This is a genomic window from Serratia sp. CC22-02, from assembly GCF_900182895.1.
Taxonomy (GTDB): Bacteria; Pseudomonadota; Gammaproteobacteria; order Enterobacterales; family Enterobacteriaceae; genus Serratia; species Serratia nevei.
The window spans coordinates 12,414-35,651 of the sequence record NZ_FXUD01000014.1 but is presented as its reverse complement, the minus strand read 5'-3'; the positions used below and the strand labels follow the sequence as shown (position 1 = coordinate 35,651).

Sequence of the window (23,238 nt, the reverse complement as noted above, 5' to 3'; positions counted from 1 at the left end):
TCTTCCCGCTGGCGGTCGCCGCGCAGCGCGCCGACGATCCGGCGCTGGCCGAGTACCTGGCGCTGACCGTGCCCTTCGTGGAGCGCCAGCAGCTGATCGCCGCCGCCGGCGAGCTCAGCGCCACGGTGGAGATCGTCGCCGGTCAGGGCGCCTATCCGGGCGCCGACGACGGACTGCCGCCGTTCCTGTCCCTGCACATCAGCGGCGCGGTCTTCCAGTCGACCTTCGGCTGGCCGGTGTTCGCCGAACTGCGCCGCCTGCTGCGCGCGCGTCAGGACGGCGATCGCACCCGCAGCTATCAGGGGCGGCATGTCTCGCTGCATGTGCCGGAGAGCGGCGACATCGGTCTGGTGCTGCCGAATTTGCGGCTTCGGCTGGCGCCGGACACCTTCACCGCGCTCGAGGCCGAGCTGCTGGCGCAGCTGGAGCACCCGTCCACAGCCGCGGCGCTGGCCGAGCTCGCCGCACTGTACGGGGATCTGTAACCATGACGCATTCACCGCAAGAAAACCGCCAGGGGCAACATCCCGATCGCGCCATCCGCAATAACGACGAAGACCGCTATGGTTTCACCCACATTGCCACCGAGTTGGCCCGCGCCATTAAGGAGATCGGCCGGGAGGGCAGTGCCGTGATCGGTATCGAAGGCGCCTGGGGGACGGGGAAAACCAGCCTCCTTAATCTGCTGCGCACGGCGCTGGATAAACAACAGGAAGCGCGAACCTTCGTGCTGAATATTTCCCCCTGGCTCGATGGCAGTGATACGCCTCTGGTGGCGTCCTTACTGCTTCCGGTAGCTGGCATCATTGCCGAGGAAGAAGAACGTCGGCTTTCAGCGAAGGAACGGGCAGCCCTCAAAAAGAAAAAAGCGCTGACCGGTACCGCCAAGACGCTGATGGACTACACCCGGGCCACCGCCCGGAATCTGTCGCCTGTCGCTCAGATCGCCGCGGTCATTCCCGGTGTCCCCGATGCCAGCGGCGCACTGAACGCCGTGGCAGACTCGCACTGGCTGAAAGAAAAGGAAAAAACCACGGCCGACATGCGCGCCGAGATTGCTCAGAAAATCGAAGAGCTGGATCTGAGCTTCATTATCCTGCTCGACGATCTCGATCGCCTCGAACCGGCCCAGGCCGTGGAGGTGATCCGACTGGTGAAGTCGGTCGCGGATTTTCCCCGCTTCCGCTACCTGCTCTGTTATGACAAGGCGGTGCTGTCACAGGCCATCAGCCAGGGGCTGGGCGTCACCGACGGGAGCCTGTACCTGCAGAAAATTGTCCAGATCTCATTCGGACTGCCGCGCCCGGAATCCTTTGCGCTGCGCCAGCAATTTCGTGATGATGCCATTGAGTTATACCAAACGGTGAATAAATCTCCCCCGGAGAAGGGCATACTGGATGACCTGACGGCAGTCGCGAATATTTATGGCGCCATGCTGAAATCGCCCCGGGAAGTCCAGACCGTTCTAAATGCACTACGGTTCCGTTATGCGGGCATACGGGACTATGTGTATTTCCCCGATCTGTGCTTCCTGCAGCTGCTCCGCACGACAAATTCGGGTCTGTATGACTGGGTGGAAGAATACCTGTCGGAACGGAACGTGGTGCAGACCGGAGATGGCCATGTCAGTAAAGAGGAGCAGAAAGTCCTGACAGACAACCTTAAGCAACACCTGATGCGGTATTTCCCGGCCAAAGCGCATTCCATCACGGAGCTGAGTGAATGGGTCCCGGGGATCTTAGATGGACTGACAGTGCATCCCGATAAACTCTTTGTAAGCACCGGTCCGCAGGAAAGTGCTTGGCTCACAGCAGGGAAGCGGCTTGGCAGCCAGGCATACTGGCGTTACTACTTCGCCTTCTGCGCGCCACAAAATATCCTGTTACCGGAAGATTTTGACCAAATCTTCGCGCTCGCCGGCCAGCATGACCAGCCTGAAAAGCAGCAGGAACTGGCACAACGCCTGCTCGGTCATATCCAGAGAAAAAAGAACTTATCTTCCCGCACCTGGTTTGAGCACATGCTGGCCGAGCTAACATCCCCCCAGATTGATTCCAGAACGCTGGCCGAGTGCCAGGGTCTGCTGCAGTTCTTCTTCGACAACGGGGATGACATGGTGAAACGCTATCGGCAAGACAACGAGTGGTTTGAGCTGCAGGACCTGGATACCTACAGCGTGGCCGATCGGCTAATCCAACGAATGCTACGTGAGGATGTCACATCTACCAATAAGTTCCTGACTGCGCAACTCCAGCTTGGGAAAGCCTGGTACTGGGGCGCTGAGTATGTCCGTCACCTGCTGTGGCAACATGGGATAGTCGGAGACAGAACGGGCCATCAGCTGGAAGAGTGGATGGAGCGGAGTAACGTCGTCATCTTACAGAAAACCATGGGGAAGAGACTGAACAGCCCGGCCATCACCAAACAGTTGGCGGCCTTTCCCCTGCTGAATAGATATATCTGGGCATGGCGTGATATTAGCGGGATCCAGGCAGTACGGAAATGGGTCGATCGCCAAGTCAAGAAGGATGAGGCTTTTCTGAGCCTGCTGCTGCAGCTCCGGTATCATGGCTTCAGTAGCGCGCATGGGTATTATCAAGCGCTGCCACTGACTAATATGACTGAATATCTGGGCGAGACTCAGAAAGTGCTAGCGCGTATTGAACACATCAAGCAGGCCGGCAAGTTCGCGGAACAGGTTAAACAGGTCGAACAGTCGATCAGTAGAAGCCGTTAATCACCGTGGAATTCATTGTGGTTCATCGCGGGGCAGGGCGCCAACGACGGCCTGCCGCCGTTCCTGTCCCTGCACCTCAGCGGCGCGGCGACAGGGAGGTTAAAAAATTTGATAAGTTCATGTAACTTCTGAACCCTACCACCCGATAGTCTTATCAGCTTGGTATCGAGCCCTTGGCAGAAACACTCTATGCAAAGCAATAGCATGAAGCCACCGCTTTGCAGATAGGCTCTCCTTTAGGAAAGTTTGACGACCTTCGTAAAAACGCGCATAATTCGTACATTAAGTAGGTTTTGAAAGACTAACTTCAGGTGATTGCGATGGCAAACCTTTCAGCGAGAAGCATTAAACAGTTACAGCATGAGCTCTATGAAAAAAGGCTTCACATGATCGAAGCAGGTGAACGTGAGCCTCAACCATTTTCACCAAAATCTGACTTTGGTCAGCTGAAGTCTACTGCAAAGCTGCAGAAAAAATTCTCGTTTGCCTAATCATATGATTACGTGATAATAAGCCATCTTTTTTAAGGTGGTTTTTTTATGTCAGAACATATGAGTCCGTTGGACCAACTCTATATCCTTAACGCTGAACTAATGAAGCATGGTGATAAATTCACGTCGCCAATCGTGACCGTAGGCGGTCAGGCTGTGCACTACTGGGTGGTATGGTACAAGGATATTTACTCCGAACATCCCCCTATTGATTATATTACTTCCAATGATATTGATGTGACAGCACGGAATATCGACATTTCAGTAATATCATCAGTATTAGATGTACCCGTAAATTATAATGATGGCTCACCACCTTCACTGGCAATCCTGCCGTTAAAAAACATAAAAGACGGGAAAATTAAAACATATTTTCATAAAAAGTTTGTCAATAAAGAAATTTTCGATGACCGTCACATTGAAGAACCCAACATTGTGGATGTCCTGTCGAGCGCTTCATATCTTACTCCCTCTGATTTTAACGGCAGAAAACTTATTATCAATACAGAAGTTTTTCATTTACCCATGGAGAAATTTCAATATACAGCTCATGATAAAGTCAGGGTTTTGAATCCCATTACTTGTATGGCATCAAGGTTTCACAACGTCACTCAAGGGGTTAAAAGAAATGTAGTGCAAGAAGTTGCCCGTATAAAGGCATTGATGGTTCCTGTGGTTGCATTTATCATTGAAAAGTTTTTCATTGAAGAATTTCGTAACGGCCGTAAGTTTCTAGATCTGTTCGTTAGAGAAGTAGGGAAAACAGCTTATCGTAGATTTATAGTAGAACATCAAATTGATATCATCAAGATGCTTGAACTCATACACTCTGAATTATCCGAATCAGGAGAATTTGAAGAAAATAATCATGCATTCCTAACAAAAGAACTACCAAATACTATTCATCAGCTATCGTTACAAATCGAGCGCAAAAAAGCACAGATTCATCGCGAAATACTTACAAAAAACAAACAGCTTCAACGAGGTTAAAACTGGAATTACAGTCATGACTAAAGAGATATCGGATAACCTCGCTCACCTAATAGGAGGCATCAAGAATAATACTAACTGATGTAGGCCATCGAACCGCTTCGCGGCATACTCGTAACAGCTAGATTACAAGTAACATTGAGTTTTTATAGATTAGAATGAGTTAAAAATAGTTACTATACACAATCCTAAATTTAAAAAACGGAAATCTCATGTACATTACAGGTCAAGAAATAAACAAAAAAAAGCAAGAGTATATTGACTTGCTAAATAAAAATGAAAAAGAACAAGTTTATCAAACCTATCTTGAAGAAAATACAATGTTTATTCCTAGAGAGTTTGAACAGAATCATGGAATTCATTTCTGTACGGTATTCAGAAAATTACCGTTATCGAGTGATTATAAACCAGACTTTGTGTATCTTTCTAAAAGCTCTGACAACTGGAATGTAATTTTAGTTGAGATAGAAAAGCCATCTTCAAAATATTTCAAGAATAACTCCACAACTTTCCATGCTGACTTTAATCTTGCCTTGCAGCAAATGAATACATGGAGGGCTTGGTTTGATGAAGAATCCAATAGAAGTCACTTCAAAAATAATATATTACAAGGCTTCATTGAACCTGCTCACATGGGTAAAAATCCTTTTAACTTCAAGTATGTTTTAGTGCATGGACGTAGATCAGAATATGAGAATAACACACAGAAAACAGCATTAATAAGAGGCCAGCAACGAAGCGACTTCTCAATAATTTCATTTGACAGTTTGGCTGAAAATATTGAAAAAAAATACCCATTATATGTTGCATTAAAAAAGAACAGCCACTATGAGTTAATATCAAAAAAGTTTGTTGATGAAGGTCTATTCTCATTGGTAAATACGGACTTACTAGCTATATCACAAGGAATATACGATGATGCGATGGCACAATCAAGTAGTTGGAATAGCCATGTAATCAAGGATGGAAAAGCCGTCAAAGTCATGGAGGAAGTTCTTCCAAAAATAAAAATAATATAATATGGTTCGCATAATGACGTTATGCTAAAGAGGCCGCTGCGGGAGAATTTTTCTCAGCGGCCTTTTCAACATAGGGGTCAGTTTGGAGATCGGAAAATTTTGTACGTTAAGAGCATTATTTAACCAGTTGAGGTCACCTGCCTGCAGCTGCGACACGCGAGTGGTAGGCCACGCCACGCCACTGGATGGTGCCCAGCAGGTCGTATGCCCACAAATGAAATACGGCATAATAAATTTCTTGCTGCTCAGTGTCCGACATGCCGACGATTGATACGCCTGGTATATCCCTGACTGAACACTGCATAGCTGGCGTCAGTACAACCAACGCCCAGCCTTGGCGGACTCGATAAGCATATTGACGGTAAATTGGGGTACTTCGGGGAGCTCCTTTTCACGCCTAAACAAATTTTTGAGTAATGTCCCCATCGGCGGATCGGGGTAATAGGTTTTGATATTGAAGCTGGCCTTATCGACTGAGAACTTTTCAAAAAAATCCTCCATCAGCCCTTCTGCGTCAGCCCAATCCATGCCAATGTCAGCATCAATATCAGAACCTGGTGTTATCTCGGGTGAACAGCCAGTGATGACCGTACCATAATGCTTTCTGACGAGGGCGATTACCTGCTCTTCAAGCGTCTCGATTACCATAAGCGATCCTCAGCACGGGCGATTTTGTTATAGGCTACAACGCTTTCGACGCCGATCCGTGAGACATCATAGGCGAGAATGAGCCAGCCGACGACCGGTACTGTCCGGCCAACGAAGGTGCCGATGTTCGAGATCATCTTTCGCCTAATGCCTTCCACGGGATTACCGATAAATGTTGGTAGCTGAATTCCATACGGGAATTTAGCGTTCCCAAAGACCTTTCGTGAAGCCACACTGGCGAGTGATGTTCCCTTTTTGGCTCCGGCAGGTTTCTGCCTGGTCGGTAAAATAGCCATGCCTGAGACGATGGCCGCTACAGCCCCCACATCACCGACGCCCAGCTGCTGCATGGTTTTATCCACAAAAACCCAGAAGAACAGCTCACCAGCGCCAAGGCGCTCCATTCCAGCGTAAAAATAGGTGCCACCTAACTCTTCAACAGTATCCATACCCGTTTCCTTGGCTAAATATGTTCGTAACATAGCCAATGGTAGAAAAGTTATCAATGTTCAAAGGATGAACAGGGAGGTAAGACCAGGAACAGGTTTAATTTACTTCTCGGGATATTGTTTCAGCCGTCTGGGTCGCCAGCAGCTTCAACTGTTTACCGAAATCAGGGAAACCCGCGGCGGAAAGTACATCAGCAACAGCATTGGCTCTGGGGTGGCTACGATCAAGCCAGACGAGTTTGAGAGCTATACCTGATTTGTCCGCATCATGCATGTGACGCGGCAAATCTGAATTACCAAATGGGCATTCAAAAGCATTCATGGCATCTAAAAAGCTGCAGAAGAGTTCGTCTGCCGGAATAGCAAACAGGTGCCATTGCTGACGTAAAGCGGAGGCCATCCTCGCGTTAACACTGTAGCGACAGAGTCTGCCGGTAAGTGGAACCGCAATGCCCAGGCGGCATGCCTGATAGCGTGCAGCGCCAAAATGGTGTGAGCCACCTTCGTTCAGCCAGTAGAGCCTCCGCTCTGCCCACAGATATTCAGCAAATCGCATCCGGTCGAGCCGTAATTCCCTGTGACTCATATTTTTCCACAAGTACTCTTTAGTCACGGGTTCAGCCAGTTCACGGCATCTTAGGATGGGAAATTCATCAATGTCCCGGATATCATGCTCCATAGATTTCGATGCCGAAATTCCCCGGATATCCGTGATGTCGCATGTAAAATGAGGGACATCTTCTTTGCTAATCAGCTGCTGAAGCTCGGGAACAGCAAGTGAATGACTTTCGAGTTCGCGCTGGTAGCCCAGTTTGCGGTAGTCGATCGTCCAAGGGCTAGAATGGAATGATGGCAAAGGTGAAGACATCCAGTCCTGCCAGTAAACCACAGACCGTGTCCAGAACGTGTCGACAGGGGCGATGAGCGAACAGGGAATAAGCTGCCCGGAAGCAATCGCATTCTCCAGGCGGGCAGGCCGTCCCAGAGAATGCATAATCCCTTCGTATACCCTGCCAGCTATGCTGCGCCAGAAAGAAGGTCTGGCATCTGCCGGCAGATCGACAAATTTACTTCTTCCCGGATCATCACTCATAGTTTCTTCATCTCACCCCTCTATATCTATAAAACCTTACCACATAGAATATAAATATAAAAATCAAGCAAATAAATAAATTAATAAAAGCCAGTCCCGAAACCATCCAATAGCCACCAATGGACGCAAGGAACGCCACAAAGACAAAGAAAATAGAGATGAAAAATAAATTTCTAATCATGGAATAAAAACCAAACCCATAAAATACAGTATTTATAATACTATCATAATAATCGAGTTGAATTTATATATATTGTGCAAGGTTTATAATAATTTTCTACACTTAGTTTATTTAAGTCAGGAGGCGCAATGTGCGGCCGTTTTGCACAATTCCATTGCCGAGACGAATTTCTCACCGCCCTGGCGCTTGATACGCCGGTTAGCACCGCCGGCGACTGGCATGCACGGTATAACGTCGCCCCCGGCACGCCAGTGTCGGTGTTTCATCACCACGATGACCAGCTGCAGCTGACGCTGGTCAACTGGGGCTATGCACCGGAATGGTGGCGTGAACAGGGAAAACCACCGCTCATCAATGCCCGCGTTGAAACCGCGGAGCACAGCCGGATGTTCGCCCCGCTCTGGAAGCATGGCCGCGCGCTGGTGCCGGCATCGGGCTGGTACGAATGGAAAAAGTCGACGGAGAATCCACGGCTGAAGCAGCCCTATTTTATCCGTGGCGCCGTTTGCCAGCCGTTGTTCTTTGCGGCACTGTACGTAGCAGCCAGCGACGGCAGCGGCAGCGGCAGCTTTATCATTATCACGGCCGCCAGTCATGCCGGCCTGGCGGATATTCATGATCGACGTCCTCTGGTGCTGCCACCCGCTGCCGCGCGCGACTGGCTCGATACCAGCTTAGTTCCGCCCTCTGGCCATATGCATGCTGACGTGTACAGCCTGCAAGCGGAGGATTTCAGCTGGCAACCGGTCTCGCCGGCTGTGGGCGCCGTTCGCAATGACAATCCCTCACTCATCCTGGCCATTGATACACCAACGGTCTGAACTGCGCGTTATCCACAGTTTTGGTGGATATCATGTGTGCAAGCACACATGAGGAACGCCAAAAGCTGCAGAAAAAAATCACTCAGAAAATTATTATATTACGTCGGATCGCGCTACGAGACCCGGTTTCAGGCTTGCGTGTGCGCACGTTTCGTTTATGATTTACTGTATATATATACAGATAAATTATTACTATTATGAATGCCAGAGAATTGTACTTTTTTTCACCAGGTCAACCGGTCAAACTCCCGCTATACGGGACACCATGCCCGGCAGGTTTCCCCAGCCCTGCCGACGATTACATAGAGCAATCCATTGATTTAAATGATTTTATTAGACACCCGGCCGCCACGTATTTCATCCGCGCAACGGGTGAGTCAATGAGCGATGGCGGCATACTGTCAGGAGATTTGCTGATCGTAGATCGGGCTGAAAAACCCGTGCATGGCAGCATCGTGATCGCCGCGGTCGACGGTGAGTTTACCGTCAAGCGGCTGCTGCTTACGCCCAAGGTTTGCCTGGCGCCAATGAATCCCGCCTACAGTCCTATTTATCCCGAAACGCTGGAAATTTTCGGGGTAGTGATCCATGCCCTGCACTCGTTCGTGAGGTGACCATGTTTCTCTTGGCTGACGTCAATTCGATGTACTGCGCCTGCGAACAGGTTTTCCGTCCGGATCTTAAAGGGCGTCCAGTGGCTGTTCTTTCGAACAACGACGGCGCCCTGGTGGCAATCAACCGCGAGGGAAAAAAGCTCGGCCTGAAACGTGGCATGCCGTTTTTTCAGGCCAGAGAAATCATTAAAAATCAAAACGTAACTGTCTTTTCAAGCAATTATGCCTTGTACGGCGACATGTCGGCACGCTGCATGACGATTTTAGAATCCCTCGCGCCGGCGATGACGATCTATAGCATCGACGAGGCATTTCTTCACGTTGCCGGCATCGATGCCACAGAGTCATTCGAAGACTACGGCCACCGTGTGCGTAATACCGTTCTACAGCAGACAGGCCTCAGCTGTGGCATTGGAATTGCGCAGTCGATGACCCTTGCAAAGCTGGCTAATCACGCCGCAAAAACCTGGCCGGCTACCGGCGGTGTGGTTGATCTGACAAACCGCGATCGGCAACGACGGTTGATGGCGCTGGTGCCGGTCAGCGAAGTGTGGGGATGTGGGCGCCAGTTGACCAAAAAGCTGGCTGCGATGGGGATCACGACTGCACTGCAGCTTGCCGACAGCAACCAGGCGTTGATACGCAGGACGTTCGGGGTTGTGCTCGAGCGCACCGTGCGTGAACTAAACGGTGTGCCGTGTATCTCGATCGATGCGCTGCCGGCAAAGCAGCAGATCATCGTCAGCCGGTCATTTGGCCAGCGCGTCACGCAGCTGCAGGACATGCGCCAGGCGGTGTGCCAATACGCCGAGCGGGCCGCCGAGAAACTCCGCCGAGAGAGGCAATACTGCCGGCACATTTCAGTGTTTGCACGAACCAGCCCATTTGCACCTCATGAGCCTTATTATGCCAACAGCCACAGCGTCCAGCTCATGTTGGCCACGCAAGACACCCGCGACATTGTTGCGGCGGCTGTGAAAGCCCTCGATGCGATCTGGCGTGACGGTTTTCGCTATCAAAAAGCGGGCATCATGCTTAACGATTTCTGTGACAAACCCGGCCAGATCGATCTCTTCGACGAACATCCACCGCGCGCCGGTAGCGAACAATTGATGAAAGCCGTCGATGGCATAAATCACTCCGGGCTGGGGAAAGTCTGGTTTGCCGGCCAAGGGATAAGTAAAACCTGGAAGATGCGCCGCGAATTACTCTCTCCCTCCTACACCACACGATTAAGCGATATACCGATTGCCAAAATAATTTAAAATGTAAACTTGTATATTTATCTGACCTCGGAATTAAATTATAATATAAACGAAAAAAACAACTTTGAGGTTAAAAATGAAGTACCGTAGTGATATTGACGGCTTACGAGCTATAGCTGTCGCTTTAGTCATTTTTTTTCATGCGGGACTAAGCCAATTCCCTGCAGGATTCATCGGTGTTGATGTATTTTTCGTCATATCGGGATATTTGATATCCAAAATAATTTTAGACGGAACTAATGACCAAAAATTTAATTTAAGTAATTTTTATACTCGTAGAATTTGGCGACTACAACCATCGCTGCTACTCATCGTTTTCATTTCTATAATTATCGGTAGCATTTTTTACCTTCCAGCCGATTACAACACGTTCCTGCACAGCGTAAAAAATGTTCTGTACTTCACATCAAACCAGTATTTTTCTGGTGTAACAACTAGTTATGCTTCAGAAGACTCCAGCTACTTATTGTTGCTTCATACATGGTCTCTCTCTATTGAGTGGCAATGGTATTTGACATTCCCTGTAATTCTGTATTTTACACTAAAGTCTTATCAAAAAGACAAAGTCGCTTTAGCAAACTATGTGATTACAGCCGTTTTTCTTATTGTTTCTTTATACCTATCCTATACAACTAGTAAAGTGAGATACTATGATTTTTTCTCGCGTTGCTTCGAATTGCAAATTGGCAGTTGCATCGCATTTACCTCATTTAGGATAGAACATAAGCTATCCAATATTGTTGGTATCGTATCACTATCTCTAATTATTACTCTTTCAATGTCTCCAGAATTAATATCTGGCTACCCAAATGGGTATACCCTTGTGGTTGCATTAGCAACTGGCGCTTTAATCCTCTCTGGTGAATCATCCAGATCCTATGCATCGAGGTTGCTTGCATCAAATTCTCTCGTAGCCATTGGTAAACGCTCATATTCTCTTTACCTATGGCACTGGCCTTGCCTGGCATTGTTGCATTATATGGATGTGTTTAACGACTCACTTCTGCTTATTTCATTACTTACATCATCATTACTCCTTGCGTGTGTTTCTTATAGTTATATAGAGATGCCCCTGCGGAAATGCAATAAAAACCTAAAAGCATCAATACTTTTATTAATTGTAACGCCATTATTATTAAGCATTGTTCTATATTCTGTTGCAAAAAATCAAAACTACTTCCCATGGCGATTTGGAAGTTCATTTAACACAGCAACAAACCTTGAATTAAAGTACAAAAAAATGTCGGGACATCGTTCAGATTGTCTTACAGATGAAATCGAAGGAAAATATTCAAACGAACACTGTACGTTCGGAGTTGAATCCCCAAAAAAGACTGCATTCTTCATTGGAGATTCAAACTCTAATCACTACTGGATGTTCTTAAAGACTTTAGCAAAAGATGCTAATTTAGCAATTACTGCAAAAAGCACAGCAAGTTGTTTAACGTTGCCAGGTCTCTATCAGTTTGATTGGTGGCACTTTTCTAATACAGTTTATGAAACTTGTCATGAAAACACTAAGCAATATTATGAACAAATAGAAAATAATAAATATGACTATGTTATTATTGGTGAGCTATGGCCAATGTATGTCAGCGATAAGATTATAAATAATCAAGGAGATACCCGTACCTTAGAACTTTCAAAAGAGAGATTAAGCTCTGCTATTAATGAAGCGCTTACAATCATCGAAAAAGCAGGCTCCACTCCGGTGATAATGAAAGAAATATTTAATAGACCAGACGGCTATGAGTTTTGTTTGAAAAGGAAACTGATAGGAAGAAATGATTTTGAAAATGGTGAATGCAACTCACTTCGCAATACTAAGCCTTCTCCTTCATGGTTTGATGAAAAATTTGAAGAATTAAAAAAATCACATCCATCTCTAGTGATTATTGACATAAAAGACGTTCAATGTTCAGAGACTGGATGTGCTACAGAAGTTAATGGAGTGAGCGTGTATAGGGATGTTGGCCATCTCAACGATTATGCATCACATGTTTTTGGTCAGATGTATCTCCAATCGAAAGGAAATCCTTTCATCAAATAGCAACCATAGAGGATCTTAAAGGATCCTCCCCCCCCCCGATCCTGCTAAGACCAGTCTTTTTTCGAAGCTGGACGCACCACAGGAGCCTAGATCGCAACGAGCCGTTGCGACACTTGGCTTACAGACAAAGAGCTACCATGGGTTTCTGAGGCAGGATCTGAGCTGTTGAGGCAGTGATTTGGGGCCCACCGGTTACCCGGTGGGTGCTACTGCAGTTCCATGAAGGAAACTTTTGGTATTTCCCATAGTTTAGATATCAACATATCCACAGTAATGTTTTTTAAAGATTTTTTTGATTTTTAAAGATTTTAAATGCTTTTTAGACATGCTCTAAAGCCTTGTCACGCTTGCCTCTCAGGGCTGTCAATATGGGAAACGGATAAAGCAGGTATGGGAAACAGCCAAAGTTATTGTGGGTAAAAGCTTAAGTTGGAATGGGAAACAGCTAAAGTTTCTATGGGGGATAGCTAAAGTTAATTCAGGTATGGGAATCACCAAAAGTTTGCCTTGACCATGCTATAAAACGAATGTAACTATGGGGTAAATCCAAACCACCCATAGAACAACATATGACTGAAAATAAAGGGATTGTGAAAACCAACAGACCTGCCATTGCTCAATCAAACGAGCTAACGGAAGCTGCCTATTATCTGTCATTACAGGCTAAGCGAGTCCTGTGGTTGTGCCTCATGGAAACTTACAGACAAGACGAGCATCCAGGCACGTTCACTGTCAGGGTCGCTGATTATCAGCGCCTGTTTAAGGTTAGCCAGGCGACTGCAAGCACTGATGTTAGGAAAGGTATTGACGCGCTTTCCAATAGCTCTGTTACCTTTTTCCCATCGGATGGTGAATATGAAGAACGTAAACGCCCCTGGCTTGCTGAGGCAGGCTTGAAGCGAGGAAGGGGTTCATGGAACATAGAATTTAACAACAAGGTAATGCCGTATTTGCTGGACCTAAGCAGTCAATTCACGACCTACAACCTTTATGATTGCGGCCGAATCAACAGTGTGAGGGCAATCCGCTTGTACGAAAGCCTATGCCAGTATCGAAAGTCCGGGATCTGGATCACCACCGCGGATTGGCTAGCCGAACGTTATCAGCTCCCACAGTCACAGCGCGATAACTTCGCCGAGATGAAACGCACATTTATCAAGCCTGCACTGGAAAAGATCAGCAAAGAAACCCCTTTGATGGCCACGATGTCTGAATCTGGTGATGGCAAACTTATTTTCACGATCGTAACCAAAACCCCTGAACCAGCCCATCTACTTTAGCCGTTTCCCACATACTATGGCCTTTAAGAACATGTGCTATTTCCCATACCCTGATAGCACTACTTCAAGAACCTACTTTAGGTGTTTCCCATACCTGAATCTGTCTGGTCTGCCTTCATGCTAAGATCTTATTTGACGACCAAATAAAAAATCCGCATAAGCGGCTTTTCCTTAGAAAGGAAAACCAACATACTGATTGATATCTATTTTGTTAACCTAACAAGTTATTCTGCAAACTTACTTCTGCTTCGTTAATCAACACTTGGATCAATCTCACCAGCTCAAGAGTGAGCTGTTCAGCAGCTTCAAAACTTAACTTTAAAATGTTTATTTGCCCTTCTCCAAGTACATTCTGCAAAGATACCCGGCCAAAGCCTTCTTCATGTCGTCGCTCCCTCAATAACTGCATAATACGTTTAGTCACGATCGTAGTGATATCAGGAAAATCGGGGTTATCAAATACATGGCCATGGTTTTTAACTAAGGTTTCCCAAGAAAAAAGAATGTCGTAGCGTGAGGCAAATCTGGCCTGCTTAGGAGGAAAATGCCATAAAACGATGAACGGCATACCTCTTTTCATACATAATTCAAAATGCCGCTGCCAAACGTCAGGAATTGCCCGTCCTTCGCATAACAGGTAGTAATCAGACGGTTTGAAGGATGTATCGCTATCAACATCTGGCGCCGTCCGCGTTGTTCTGAGTTGAGTTTGCCAATGTTCTCGAAGCATGAGCTCCAGGGGCGGAATTATGATGCATAACCAGCTTAAAGGAATATATACAGCGATCGGCGGAACGGCAGTATTGCGTGCACCTTCTACGAACGGCCGGCAAGTCTCAGCGATCTCTTTAGCCTTTGCGCAGTTCTCGTTCGAAGATAACCAGTCTAAGAACGGAAGCGGCACGACCTGGCATAAACACCCCCAGCTACGCCCATACTTATAGAGCTCCCAGCCAGGCACTCGCAGATAATGACGTTGCACATACAACACCAGTTGCTGCGTCAACTCATCCTGAGACGTTGTTTTAACTCGAAATCTTTTGCGCGGTTTGATAAGTAGATCGATGAACAACGTCGCCATAAATGCCTGTCTGGTTAAGTTAGTTGCTAAATTCCTAATATACTTAAGATTTATCCTGATAGCACCCCAAACCCATTGAATCAATCGCCAACATACCCTGACTTTGAGCAAGCTCTAAATTTGATTGATCACTTATCGATCAGATTAAGAGGGTAACAGGTAGGCGACAGATGGGCTAAACAGATATCAGCGACAGGTTAGGGTCGCCGGTAGCCCGGCGAAGCCGGTTCGATATTTTCATAGAGTCTCAATCCTCCCCTCGCCCTGCTAGACCGAGCGAGCTTACAGCGCTTCAGGAGCTTCTGTACGCCGTCGGAGTGGGTCCAGCAAGGCTATGCCGCAGCTGGAGCGTACCTCCGCGTTAGCAGCCCGTTAGGGCTGGTTACGGGCGTGTATCTTGTTCTTATCGCTATAACAGCTACGTAGCGGCTTTAACTTATGTTTCTTAATGGGGCCCGTTGCGTAGCAATGGGAGGTACTCGATACCGAACCGGCGCGGGCTATGCCCGCTGCAAGGGCGGACATTTTTTGAGTCTGTCCACAGGGCAGACGATGAATAGGTTTTATTTTTATATGAAGAAAAGAAAGGTCTTTAAAAGAAGAATTCATTAGTTCTTTAAAAGGAACCACGCACCTTAAAACATACACGTTTCGCACTCTATGGATCTATCGATTGTAGCTTTGTGGAACTTTCCCTTGCAGTTATATGTGTATAACTGTTCTGATTACATCAGTTGATTGTCGGTGATAGGTTTTTCTATATTTTCACGCCTACCTAGCGGTGAATAACACGACCACGAGAAGTCGTTTTGTGCAAATTTTCAACAGCTGTGTATGATAGGCGTGACGGATCCTCCGGCGTCAACCGGATTATAAAAAGGTGGTTCAGGTGGGATCAGGTACCAGGCGGGTGTAGTTTCCCCTAGACATGAGCATGCGCTCTTTAACTCGTCGCTTCACCTCAGTGAAGACTGCAGCCTGGTTGCCAATGAAACGCCCTTCAGCGATCTCACGCGTCAGCTGTCGCTTCACTATGGTTTCAATATCGCGGCGAGTGCGCTCGGCATCGCGGCGAGCTCGAGCGCGACGGAGTCCGTGTGCCTTACGTTCGGACTGATAGCTGCGGAAGCGTTCGCGCACGAACCGCCAGGCTTTTGCGATCAATTCGTCCATTCCAAGGCGTGACAGGTGCTGTTTTTCACGCTGCTTATTTTCCCATTCCACACGACTACGCCGTGCAGCTACAACAGCTACGTCGGAAACGTCTAGAGCAGAAAACAGCGCCGGTGTGAAAGTAATATCGGTCGGGATGTTACAACCTATCTGCGGATCATATTCCGTATGATATGTAATCAGCCCGAGTTCGGACATGAAGAACAAGGCTCGTGTCGCCCGAGTGATAGACAAGTTGCCCTTATGGGACTCCGTGGCTAATCCACATTCGATGGCCAAATTTGTGATAGATCGCTGTACACGATTAGCTAATGGATCATAGTGGAAACACATCCCCTGCAACAGCGCATCAATCGCCCGCCGGCGAAGAAGCGGAGGCATACGGCGGCGCTTACCAAGCGATCGCGCAAAGGCAACGTGCATAGAGAAATCAAAACGGGATGTGAAGCCTTCGGCTTTAGCCATCAGCTTGCGACAGAACGGCAGCGTATTCTTCCCTTCACGCGGTGTAAATTCCGGATTCGGGTTCTTGACCTGCCGATAATGAGTAAATTGGTTGTTCGACTGTTCAGCCACCCTGTCCCGAACTTATGGCGGACAGGTGTTGTTTTCTAAATTGCATGAGTTATAATCTCTCACAGGCCAGCGCCTGCTTTTGACCCCCTGATATCTGACTCTTCCGCCAAGTTGATGACAGATTTCGGGGGGTTTTTGCATTCAGGGTTTCGATAAACCCTCTTCCCTGAGCATTTCGGATATGCTCGATCCTTCCCAACCTGAAGCCTCAGCTACACATTGGATATATAAGCTTGTCTGTTCAGGCAATTATGCCCCTGAAAACAGCATAAACATCCGCAAATACTACTCTATTTTTTCTCTGGTGCAACAAAAGGATCTCTGAAGATCATTTTTTGGGCCCACAGCTCAAATTTTGATGGCTAAGTATACCTGGCAGACAGATCCCTTGCCCAAAGTTGTGCAAACAACCACCAAAAAAATGAAGCAAAAAGCATAGTCAATAGGATTACACCCAAATACAGGCGGCATAAGATGAAAACCACCCAAAATCAGAGCAAAAAACCACCACTCGTTAAAATAGTTAGGATAGTTAATTATTCTGTTTTAAATGCCATATCGATCTAATGATCTGAAAAAAGGATCATTTCCAGATCAATGGTTCAAAAAGTTGAGTTAAACAGAGTTTTTGCTCTGTTTGCACATGCTTTTACAGCATTTCAGATCGCATATAAAAGTATTTACACAATTAAAATTTGCCAATACACTTCTTCGCATACTTTAGTACGGTTCATGTAGAACAGCCAGTCCGCCAACTAGCTTTTCGGTTCCTCGTACAAGTTTTCTTCAGCCTGGACTGCATCTGATAGCATCTTATCGGCACCTCCCTGCCATTGGTGTCGGGTGCAGTCCAGGCTAAAGAGCCATAAGGGAATACAGCAAAAGCTCAATCCCTCTAAATAAGCGACTGCCAATTGAACCCGCTTGGGATCGATTTTGGCGGAGCCTGCCAAACACCTAACATTCAATTCATCATCTGTAGCTTAACCGTGTACTACGGGAGACTTTCATGGAAGGCTGGTATCTCGCCGCGCTAAAACCAGGCAAAGACAATATATTCAAAGCACAGATGATGCTTGAACGCCGCAACATTATGGCTTTCAGCCCGTTGATGTTTTCTTTTCGCCCTCGAGCTGACCGCCCTGGCCAGCAGAAAAAGGTGATCGAGCCTCTTTTTCCTGGCTATATGTTTGTCTGCTTTGACCCAGAAATTTTCCACTCGTCTAAAGTCGAGTCTTGCCCCGGTATCAGCCACCTTGTACGGTTTGCCGGAACCATCACTCCGATTCGAGAAGCTGCGATTGAAGAAGTAATGGAGCTCCCAGTCTGCGTCCAAGCTTTTTCATCAGAACGCAGGCAAAGGAAGAAACACGTTGCACGTGCGCATCTATCGCATCGTCAGCGCCAACAAATTCAAGCGCTCGCGAATGAGCATGATGGTGAGACGCGTAGCGCAATGCTCCATGCATTTATAGACGCTCTAAAATAGTCCCTCTGTTACAACTCCATAGATAGCTCCTTGCCCCTTCAGGTATCTGAAGGGGCTTTTTTTATGCTGATTGCATCTCAAGCTGAGGTCTCTGATGACACAACGCGCCATGGCTACGCGCCAGACCTATTCCATCGCGCCAAAACATAACAACATGTTGAACGAGCAGGCTGTAAACCTCACCGCGATCCTTGAACGCCCGGTAGCCTGCAGAGACGTTCTTCACGCCATTCTTGAGTTAGCCCATCAAATCGATAGTCAACGGCTGGCTCAGTGCGTACTCGACAAGGTTAAGCAACCTCGTCGGGGGCGCCGTCCACAACCGGTTAACAAGCGTGGAAGCGATTCATAGCGAGGTATAAACGTGAAAAAATGGCTACCCGTCGTTTTAGCACCCGCTGTATTGGGCGGATGCTCTATTAACAACCATTCAGAAAGGTCTGCGATCACTGCCCAGCAGTTAGTAACAACGCTAATCGAAGCGCAAGTGTCGCCTCTACAACAGGCCCAAAATGAGCTGGCTGCGGTGACTCGCGTAAAACAAACAAAAGCACCTGGTAAACAAATCATATCAACGAGCCCTTCTGCACTGGCGGGTCAGAAGTTGAGCGCGTCGATGACAGCACTACGTTTCGTAGGCAATGCACCACCACCTTCGACCCTGGCGGGGGCCGGAAGTGCGTCGTCATTGCGCGATGCATTACGTAAAATTGTGCCGACTGGTTGGACGCTGAGCTTTTCCCAGGACCTTCACCCTGATGAGCAAACACCTCAGGAATGGCGTGGCGGCGTCACCTGGGTTGATGCATTGAATCAGCTGTTGGAAAGACAAGGAAAAGTGGCACTGATTGATACTTCTCTGCACCGAGTATCCATTGCGAACAAAACAGAAGCATTTAAAGTTGCAACTACGATCAAGTCAAAGGCAGTAACCCCAAGCGCATCACCTCAATCAGTAACTCGCGGCCGCAACCCCTTCAGTGGCGGTAAATCGGCAGATTCAAAGCAAGCGGTGACACCAGCACCAACAGCCAATACATCCAAGAAAGTGATTGTCGTCCCTCAAAAGCAACATTGGCGAATAGATGCTGGCAACACGCTCAAAGATACCCTGTTCAACTGGGCAGCCAGCGAAGCATGTAACCAACCGGGGATCTCACACTGGACGGTTGCCTGGTCGACGCCAGTTAACTATCGGATTGATGCGCCATTGCAATTCGAAGGTTCCTTCCGCGATGCGCTAAACAGTCTGTTTACTCTTTATGGAACGGCTCAAGTGCCACTGTATGCAGGCATCCGTCCTCTTCAGTGTGTTATCTCCGTTGATGATAAAGAGGTGCACTGATGATTTATTGGCTCTTTGCCATATTCATAGGAATGATTGTCTGGCTGGATCCGCCACAGCAAGAACCCCCGGTATCCCTAGAGGATCAGACACTTTCCCTGCAGGCGCGCAACACGGTGCAATATCTTAATGCGATAAACGACTGGCGCTATATCCATCCTGAACAAAAAGACGGCGTGATCCCCGATAGCGCCTTTGGCTGGTCATCCGTTGCTGGGGTGCGCAATGTTCTGCAGGCTGACCGTGTGTATGTCTATCAGCCAGATCAACCTGGGCTGATGGCCGCATTGTTGGCGCAGAGCCGACATTCCGCGCTGGTTGGAAAAGTCGTCGAAAGACGACTTATCGACAGCTTTGGTAATGACATGCAGGTCAATGTGCCGGCGAGCATTATTGACGGCAGCCTGGTGTACCTCAACTAATCTCTCCTCATAAGGTTAACAATGAAAAAACACCTCCCCTTGACCGGGGTGGCGGCGACGTTGTGTTTGCTGCTTTCCGGCTGTGCGCCGCTTGAGCGCATCGATAAGATCGATAATCGAGTATCACGGGACGAAACTCAGGCAGATAAGCATCTGCATGCCCTTAAACAAGGCTCTGTGGTGCGGGATTTAACCTCTCAGTGGATCAACCCTTACCCGTTAAATGCTCAGCCTGGTAGCAATAGTTTGCTTCCTCCTTGCGCTGTGGCCATCAATCGCCCAGGGAGCATCACGCTGGCGGAAGTCAGTGCTTTCATCAGTAAGCGTTGTCGCTTGCCGGTGGTGGTGACGCCTGATGCGCAGGCTATATTGGCGCCGACTGGTGGCAAAACTGAGCAGATAAGTGGCCCCATCCCGGCGCCTGACCCAAATGGGCTGGTGCCATTAGCCACGTTGGGCGGTTCATCTGCCCGCGCGGCGCCGGTCGTCAGTGGTGGCACTGCGCTCAGGGGCGTGTTCTGGCAGGGGGAGTTAGGAGGATTGCTTGATAATGTCACCACACGCCTGGGGTTGTCATGGCGTTATGAGCAGGGCCGGATCGCCATTTTCTATCTCGATACCCGGACGTTCCCGGTCATGTTCATGGACAGCAAGGCGAGTTTTGGCTCCAAAACCGTGAGCGGCACCACTTCATCGATGGGGGCGACGGGCGACAGCAGCGGCGGTGGGCTCAGTGGTGACTCTAATACCTCTCAGGCCACTGAAATGGAAATCAAATCCAGCCTTTACGAGGACGTCACCAATACCATTAAGTCGATGTTAACGCCCGGCACCGGCCGCATGAATTTGTCCGCCGGCGTCCTGACGGTGACGGATACACCGCGCGTTCTTGAGCAGATAGGCCGTTATCTGGAAGACCGCAATAAAGAGCTCAACCGACAGGTCGTGCTCAACGTGCAAGTCTACAGCGTCGAAAAACGCACTCAGGATCAATACGGCATTAATTGGAACGCCGTATTCAACAGTGGCAGTGTCGGCTTGTCTCTGACCAATGGATTTACCGGTGCGGCTTCCGATGCGTTGAATGGCGGGGTGTCAATTCTTGATGGCAAAGGGGCGGGCACAAAAGCCTTTATCAAAGCCCTGTCGGAACAGGCGAACGTCAGCGTGATGACAGAGGCCTCGAGCATGACCACTAACCTGTCAGCTGTGCCGATCCAGGTTGCACTGCAGCAGGACTATGCGTCCAACGTCACTACGGAGAACACGGCCAACGTCGGTTCATCGAGCAGTATCACCAAATCCACGATCACCACCGGTTTCAACATGACCGTGCTGCCGTTCCTGATGCCCCAGTCGCCAAAAATGCAGCTGCAGTTTGCGATCAATATGTCAGATGACCCGACCATGCGCACGTTCACCAGCGAAAAAACGTCGGTAGAGTTGATGAAAACACGCCTCAAAACCTTTACCCAGCGCGTCATTATGCAATCCGGCCAAACATTGGTGCTCAGTGGTTACCAATCTCTCAACAACACCGCAAATCGCCAGGGCGTCGGCAGTTTCCGTTTCTTTGGACTTGGCGGCGGCGCCAACGGTGAAAATAACAAAACCATGCTGGTCATTCTTATCACCCCTGTCATTTTGGGATAAGCCATGAAACAACAGACGACCTATACGCTGCAGAATGGGAGAGCCTGGCTTGTGGCCGGGTTGCACTGGCAGTATTTGCCGCTGCGCGGACGCCGCAGCATGCGTTTGCGTGCTAAGGAGGCCAAGGCTACGCATTGGGCAGCATTGCCAACTGGTGACGGCCAGGCACAAGGCACCTTGCTGGGCACTGTTAACCTCGCCGACCAGGCTGCACTAAAAAGAGGCGGGATAGCATCGATGGCATTGGCGGTTCTGCCGGCATTGCCAGAGGCGTGTTATGGCGTTTTCCCGTTATCCAACGGGCAATACTGGTTCGTCGCTGTCAGTGACGGCATGCTTTCCCCGTTCGGTGACATCGTGGGGGATGAAACGGCTATACGCACTGCGGTGTCCAATTTTTTGGCGATCACCTCGGCGCCTGCTGCGGGGTGGATGATATATGCTCCTGGCGGCTTCTTTCCTGGGGAAGACACGGAAGATAAATCGCTCACCGACTTGGTCGATAGCAAGGTCGGTTTGCGCCGGGCCCGGCTGAGTCAGACTCATGACCCGAAGGTGCTGTGGCTTTGGGGCATAGCAGTAGTGGCCCTGGGCGCCGGATATGTGGGTTATTCAGCCTGGGAGAAACACCAGGAAGAGGCGCGCATAGCAGCAGCTCAGGCCGCGCTGATGGCCAGGCAACAGATGGCACAACAGGCCCCGGCCGACAACCTGAAACCCTGGGCTACACAACCGCGGTTTCCACCGATGCTCAGTGCCTGCAGTCGCGTATGGAAAGACGCACAGATCTCTATTGCAGGCTGGGTTTTCAATACAGCAACGTGTGATGCGCAGGGAAAAATCATACTGCACTACACCTTGCCGAACGGTGGAACCGTAGGGGATTTTGCCTTGCGGTTACCCGTGCTCTATGGTTCAGATATTCAACCCGTTTTTAATATTCCCGGTAGCGCAGACGACGCCTCTTTTGCATTACCGGTGCCACTTTCTCCTCCTGAACATCCCGAAGATCTTCTCCCGGGCAGCCAACAAATTCAGCACTTAACCAGTTATGCCCAGCGTATCAATGCGCGCTTGCGCCTAAGCGAAGTAGACGTAAGCACGCAGTTAACACAGGGCGACGTACAAAATCTGCCGTGGCGTACCTACAGCTTCACGTTCATTACTGATATTCCGCCCGATCGGTTGTTTGCACCAACGCGCTTCAACAGCAGTGGAATAAGGGCGTCCAGCATCACGACCACGCTAAAAAACAACCGTCTGGAATACACCATTGAGGGACTTCTGTATGCCAACCGCTAAATCCAGAGTAACGCCCTGGGCGTTGTGCCTAGTGCTGATTGCACCTAGTGTCTTCGCCGCACCGGTCGCTGACATACCGGCGGCCCCGCCCGCTTCACCGACGGTGAAGCCACCCACGACAGCGGATCTTCCTCTGCCGACCACGTTCGCGCGCGCGGAGGCTGGGCTTGCGTTAAATCTTGGGCAACTAGAGGTCATCCAGGCAGAGACAGTGCTGTACGAGCTCCAGCTGGCCAGGGCCAAGGCGCTGAATGAACTGCAAAAGAACGGGTATGACCGTGCACTGGATCAGCCTTTCAACCCGGCGCCACCTTCTCAGGACAACAAATCCGAGGTCAAGGGCGCGGTGCAAGATGCTGTTCCACCGCAGATTGTGGAGATCACCGGAGCGGGTAAAGGATTCACGGCCGTGCTGGCACTCAGCAACGGCAATCAGGTTACGGTGCAGGTGGGGAATCGTATCCCGGGTACGGAGTTCGTTGTTAAACGGATCAACATCAATGAAGTCGTGGTCTCCGGGAAGAACCAAACACTGGTCTCTCTTTCCTTTGCGGGGTAA

21 protein-coding genes are annotated in these 23,238 nt (G+C 48.8%); 16 read left to right on the top strand and 5 right to left on the bottom strand.

All coding sequences use genetic code 11. From position 1 onward, the window contains the following. The first annotated feature begins 68 nt into the window (after nucleotides 1-68). The 5 genes from QOL81_RS24780 (at nucleotide 69) to QOL81_RS24760 (ending at nucleotide 5,237) form a co-directional block, all read left to right on the top strand. On the top strand, nucleotides 69-485 hold the full coding sequence (locus QOL81_RS24780) for a hypothetical protein (RefSeq protein ID WP_283440129.1): 417 nt from the start codon (nucleotides 69-71) through the stop codon (nucleotides 483-485). A gap of 2 nt (nucleotides 486-487) precedes the next feature. Then, nucleotides 488-2,737 carry a KAP family P-loop NTPase fold protein gene (locus QOL81_RS24775; protein ID WP_147823525.1) on the top strand — a complete coding sequence of 750 codons (2,250 nt, stop codon included), beginning with the start codon at nucleotides 488-490 and terminating at the stop codon, nucleotides 2,735-2,737. 320 nt (nucleotides 2,738-3,057) lie between these two features. Next, complete coding sequence (locus QOL81_RS24770) at nucleotides 3,058-3,228, top strand: hypothetical protein (RefSeq protein WP_161568993.1); 171 nt, start codon at nucleotides 3,058-3,060, stop codon at nucleotides 3,226-3,228. 48 nt (nucleotides 3,229-3,276) lie between these two features. Then, entirely contained in the window at nucleotides 3,277-4,218 is a 942-nt protein-coding gene (locus tag QOL81_RS24765) for a hypothetical protein (RefSeq protein WP_128885010.1), read from the top strand. A 212-nt stretch (nucleotides 4,219-4,430) separates the two neighbouring features. Then, complete coding sequence (locus tag QOL81_RS24760) at nucleotides 4,431-5,237, top strand: Shedu immune nuclease family protein (protein ID WP_283440128.1); 807 nt, start codon at nucleotides 4,431-4,433, stop codon at nucleotides 5,235-5,237. Between the two features lie 312 nt (nucleotides 5,238-5,549). Here the strand turns inward: QOL81_RS24760 and QOL81_RS24755 are convergent, their stop codons facing one another. The 3 genes from QOL81_RS24755 to QOL81_RS24745 all read right to left on the bottom strand — a co-directional run bounded on the left by QOL81_RS24755 (nucleotide 5,550) and on the right by QOL81_RS24745 (nucleotide 7,427). Beyond that, entirely contained in the window at nucleotides 5,550-5,885 is a 336-nt protein-coding gene (locus QOL81_RS24755) for a DUF1493 family protein (protein ID WP_128885008.1), read from the bottom strand. Next, on the bottom strand, nucleotides 5,879-6,334 hold the full coding sequence (locus QOL81_RS24750; protein WP_128885007.1) for an STM2901 family protein: 456 nt from the start codon (nucleotides 6,332-6,334) through the stop codon (nucleotides 5,879-5,881). The genes QOL81_RS24755 and QOL81_RS24750 overlap by 7 nt, the downstream gene beginning before the upstream one ends. A 97-nt stretch (nucleotides 6,335-6,431) precedes the next feature. Further along, entirely contained in the window at nucleotides 6,432-7,427 is a 996-nt protein-coding gene (locus tag QOL81_RS24745) for a DUF6685 family protein (RefSeq protein WP_283440127.1), read from the bottom strand. Nucleotides 7,428-7,736: 309 nt separating this feature from the next. On the opposite strand from QOL81_RS24745, the gene QOL81_RS24740 reads away from it, so the two are divergent. The 5 genes from QOL81_RS24740 to QOL81_RS24720 all read left to right on the top strand — a co-directional run bounded on the left by QOL81_RS24740 (nucleotide 7,737) and on the right by QOL81_RS24720 (nucleotide 13,638). Beyond that, nucleotides 7,737-8,429 carry an SOS response-associated peptidase family protein gene (locus QOL81_RS24740; protein WP_283440126.1) on the top strand — a complete coding sequence of 231 codons (693 nt, stop codon included), beginning with the start codon at nucleotides 7,737-7,739 and terminating at the stop codon, nucleotides 8,427-8,429. A 197-nt stretch (nucleotides 8,430-8,626) separates the two neighbouring features. Then, nucleotides 8,627-9,043, top strand: a complete 417-nt coding sequence (gene umuD, locus QOL81_RS24735) for a translesion error-prone DNA polymerase V autoproteolytic subunit (protein ID WP_128885004.1) — start codon at nucleotides 8,627-8,629, stop codon at nucleotides 9,041-9,043. A gap of 2 nt (nucleotides 9,044-9,045) precedes the next feature. Beyond that, nucleotides 9,046-10,308, top strand: a complete 1,263-nt coding sequence (umuC, locus tag QOL81_RS24730; RefSeq protein WP_128885003.1) for a translesion error-prone DNA polymerase V subunit UmuC — start codon at nucleotides 9,046-9,048, stop codon at nucleotides 10,306-10,308. Between the two features lie 76 nt (nucleotides 10,309-10,384). Further along, a complete protein-coding gene (locus QOL81_RS24725) occupies nucleotides 10,385-12,358 on the top strand; it encodes an acyltransferase family protein (RefSeq protein ID WP_283440125.1) in 1,974 nt (657 codons plus the stop codon). A 569-nt stretch (nucleotides 12,359-12,927) separates the two neighbouring features. Next, the gene (locus QOL81_RS24720; protein WP_128885001.1) at nucleotides 12,928-13,638 is read left to right on the top strand and encodes a replication initiation protein; all 711 of its coding nucleotides are present in this window, start codon (nucleotides 12,928-12,930) and stop codon (nucleotides 13,636-13,638) included. Between the two features lie 211 nt (nucleotides 13,639-13,849). Here the strand turns inward: QOL81_RS24720 and QOL81_RS24715 are convergent, their stop codons facing one another. After that, on the bottom strand, nucleotides 13,850-14,719 hold the full coding sequence (locus QOL81_RS24715) for a hypothetical protein (RefSeq protein WP_128885000.1): 870 nt from the start codon (nucleotides 14,717-14,719) through the stop codon (nucleotides 13,850-13,852). A gap of 885 nt (nucleotides 14,720-15,604) precedes the next feature. Beyond that, nucleotides 15,605-16,468 (bottom strand): incFII family plasmid replication initiator RepA, encoded by an 864-nt coding sequence (gene repA / locus QOL81_RS24710; protein ID WP_128884999.1) that lies wholly within the window; start codon nucleotides 16,466-16,468, stop codon nucleotides 15,605-15,607. A 1,009-nt stretch (nucleotides 16,469-17,477) separates the two neighbouring features. On the opposite strand from repA, the gene QOL81_RS24705 reads away from it, so the two are divergent. From QOL81_RS24705 to pilP, 6 genes are all read left to right on the top strand, one after another. Next, entirely contained in the window at nucleotides 17,478-17,957 is a 480-nt protein-coding gene (locus tag QOL81_RS24705) for a transcription termination/antitermination NusG family protein (protein ID WP_128884998.1), read from the top strand. A 364-nt stretch (nucleotides 17,958-18,321) separates the two neighbouring features. After that, nucleotides 18,322-19,302: a toxin co-regulated pilus biosynthesis Q family protein gene (locus QOL81_RS24700; protein WP_128884997.1), complete on the top strand. Its 981-nt coding sequence runs from the start codon at nucleotides 18,322-18,324 to the stop codon at nucleotides 19,300-19,302. After that, a complete protein-coding gene (gene pilM / locus QOL81_RS24695; protein WP_147823523.1) occupies nucleotides 19,302-19,724 on the top strand; it encodes a type IV pilus biogenesis protein PilM in 423 nt (140 codons plus the stop codon). The genes QOL81_RS24700 and pilM overlap by 1 nt, the downstream gene beginning before the upstream one ends. A gap of 21 nt (nucleotides 19,725-19,745) precedes the next feature. After that, nucleotides 19,746-21,377, top strand: a complete 1,632-nt coding sequence (gene pilN, locus QOL81_RS24690) for a PilN family type IVB pilus formation outer membrane protein (RefSeq protein ID WP_147823522.1) — start codon at nucleotides 19,746-19,748, stop codon at nucleotides 21,375-21,377. 3 nt (nucleotides 21,378-21,380) lie between these two features. Beyond that, nucleotides 21,381-22,679, top strand: coding sequence for a type 4b pilus protein PilO2 (pilO2, locus tag QOL81_RS24685; protein ID WP_283440124.1), 1,299 nt, complete (start codon nucleotides 21,381-21,383; stop codon nucleotides 22,677-22,679). Continuing rightward, nucleotides 22,666-23,238 (top strand): type IV pilus biogenesis protein PilP, encoded by a 573-nt coding sequence (pilP, locus tag QOL81_RS24680; RefSeq protein WP_283440123.1) that lies wholly within the window; start codon nucleotides 22,666-22,668, stop codon nucleotides 23,236-23,238. Before pilO2 ends, pilP begins: the two co-directional genes overlap by 14 nt.

What these genes read in the sequence shown, in the direction of transcription:
- QOL81_RS24750 (WP_128885007.1), bottom strand. Translation starts at nt 6,334, where the DNA reads ATGGATACTGTTGAAGAGTTAGGTGGCACCTATTTTTACGCTGGAATG.
- QOL81_RS24720 (WP_128885001.1), top strand. Translation starts at nt 12,928, where the DNA reads ATGACTGAAAATAAAGGGATTGTGAAAACCAACAGACCTGCCATTGCT.
- pilO2 (WP_283440124.1), top strand. Translation starts at nt 21,381, where the DNA reads ATGAAACAACAGACGACCTATACGCTGCAGAATGGGAGAGCCTGGCTT.
- QOL81_RS24755 (WP_128885008.1), bottom strand. Translation starts at nt 5,885, where the DNA reads ATGGTAATCGAGACGCTTGAAGAGCAGGTAATCGCCCTCGTCAGAAAG.
- umuD (WP_128885004.1), top strand. Translation starts at nt 8,627, where the DNA reads ATGAATGCCAGAGAATTGTACTTTTTTTCACCAGGTCAACCGGTCAAA.
- QOL81_RS24760 (WP_283440128.1), top strand. Translation starts at nt 4,431, where the DNA reads ATGTACATTACAGGTCAAGAAATAAACAAAAAAAAGCAAGAGTATATT.
- pilP (WP_283440123.1), top strand. Translation starts at nt 22,666, where the DNA reads ATGCCAACCGCTAAATCCAGAGTAACGCCCTGGGCGTTGTGCCTAGTG.
- QOL81_RS24740 (WP_283440126.1), top strand. Translation starts at nt 7,737, where the DNA reads ATGTGCGGCCGTTTTGCACAATTCCATTGCCGAGACGAATTTCTCACC.
- QOL81_RS24765 (WP_128885010.1), top strand. Translation starts at nt 3,277, where the DNA reads ATGTCAGAACATATGAGTCCGTTGGACCAACTCTATATCCTTAACGCT.
- QOL81_RS24745 (WP_283440127.1), bottom strand. Translation starts at nt 7,427, where the DNA reads ATGAGTGATGATCCGGGAAGAAGTAAATTTGTCGATCTGCCGGCAGAT.
- QOL81_RS24725 (WP_283440125.1), top strand. Translation starts at nt 10,385, where the DNA reads ATGAAGTACCGTAGTGATATTGACGGCTTACGAGCTATAGCTGTCGCT.
- QOL81_RS24770 (WP_161568993.1), top strand. Translation starts at nt 3,058, where the DNA reads ATGGCAAACCTTTCAGCGAGAAGCATTAAACAGTTACAGCATGAGCTC.
- QOL81_RS24715 (WP_128885000.1), bottom strand. Translation starts at nt 14,719, where the DNA reads ATGGCGACGTTGTTCATCGATCTACTTATCAAACCGCGCAAAAGATTT.
- umuC (WP_128885003.1), top strand. Translation starts at nt 9,046, where the DNA reads ATGTTTCTCTTGGCTGACGTCAATTCGATGTACTGCGCCTGCGAACAG.
- pilM (WP_147823523.1), top strand. Translation starts at nt 19,302, where the DNA reads ATGATTTATTGGCTCTTTGCCATATTCATAGGAATGATTGTCTGGCTG.
- QOL81_RS24705 (WP_128884998.1), top strand. Translation starts at nt 17,478, where the DNA reads ATGGAAGGCTGGTATCTCGCCGCGCTAAAACCAGGCAAAGACAATATA.
- QOL81_RS24775 (WP_147823525.1), top strand. Translation starts at nt 488, where the DNA reads ATGACGCATTCACCGCAAGAAAACCGCCAGGGGCAACATCCCGATCGC.
- pilN (WP_147823522.1), top strand. Translation starts at nt 19,746, where the DNA reads ATGAAAAAACACCTCCCCTTGACCGGGGTGGCGGCGACGTTGTGTTTG.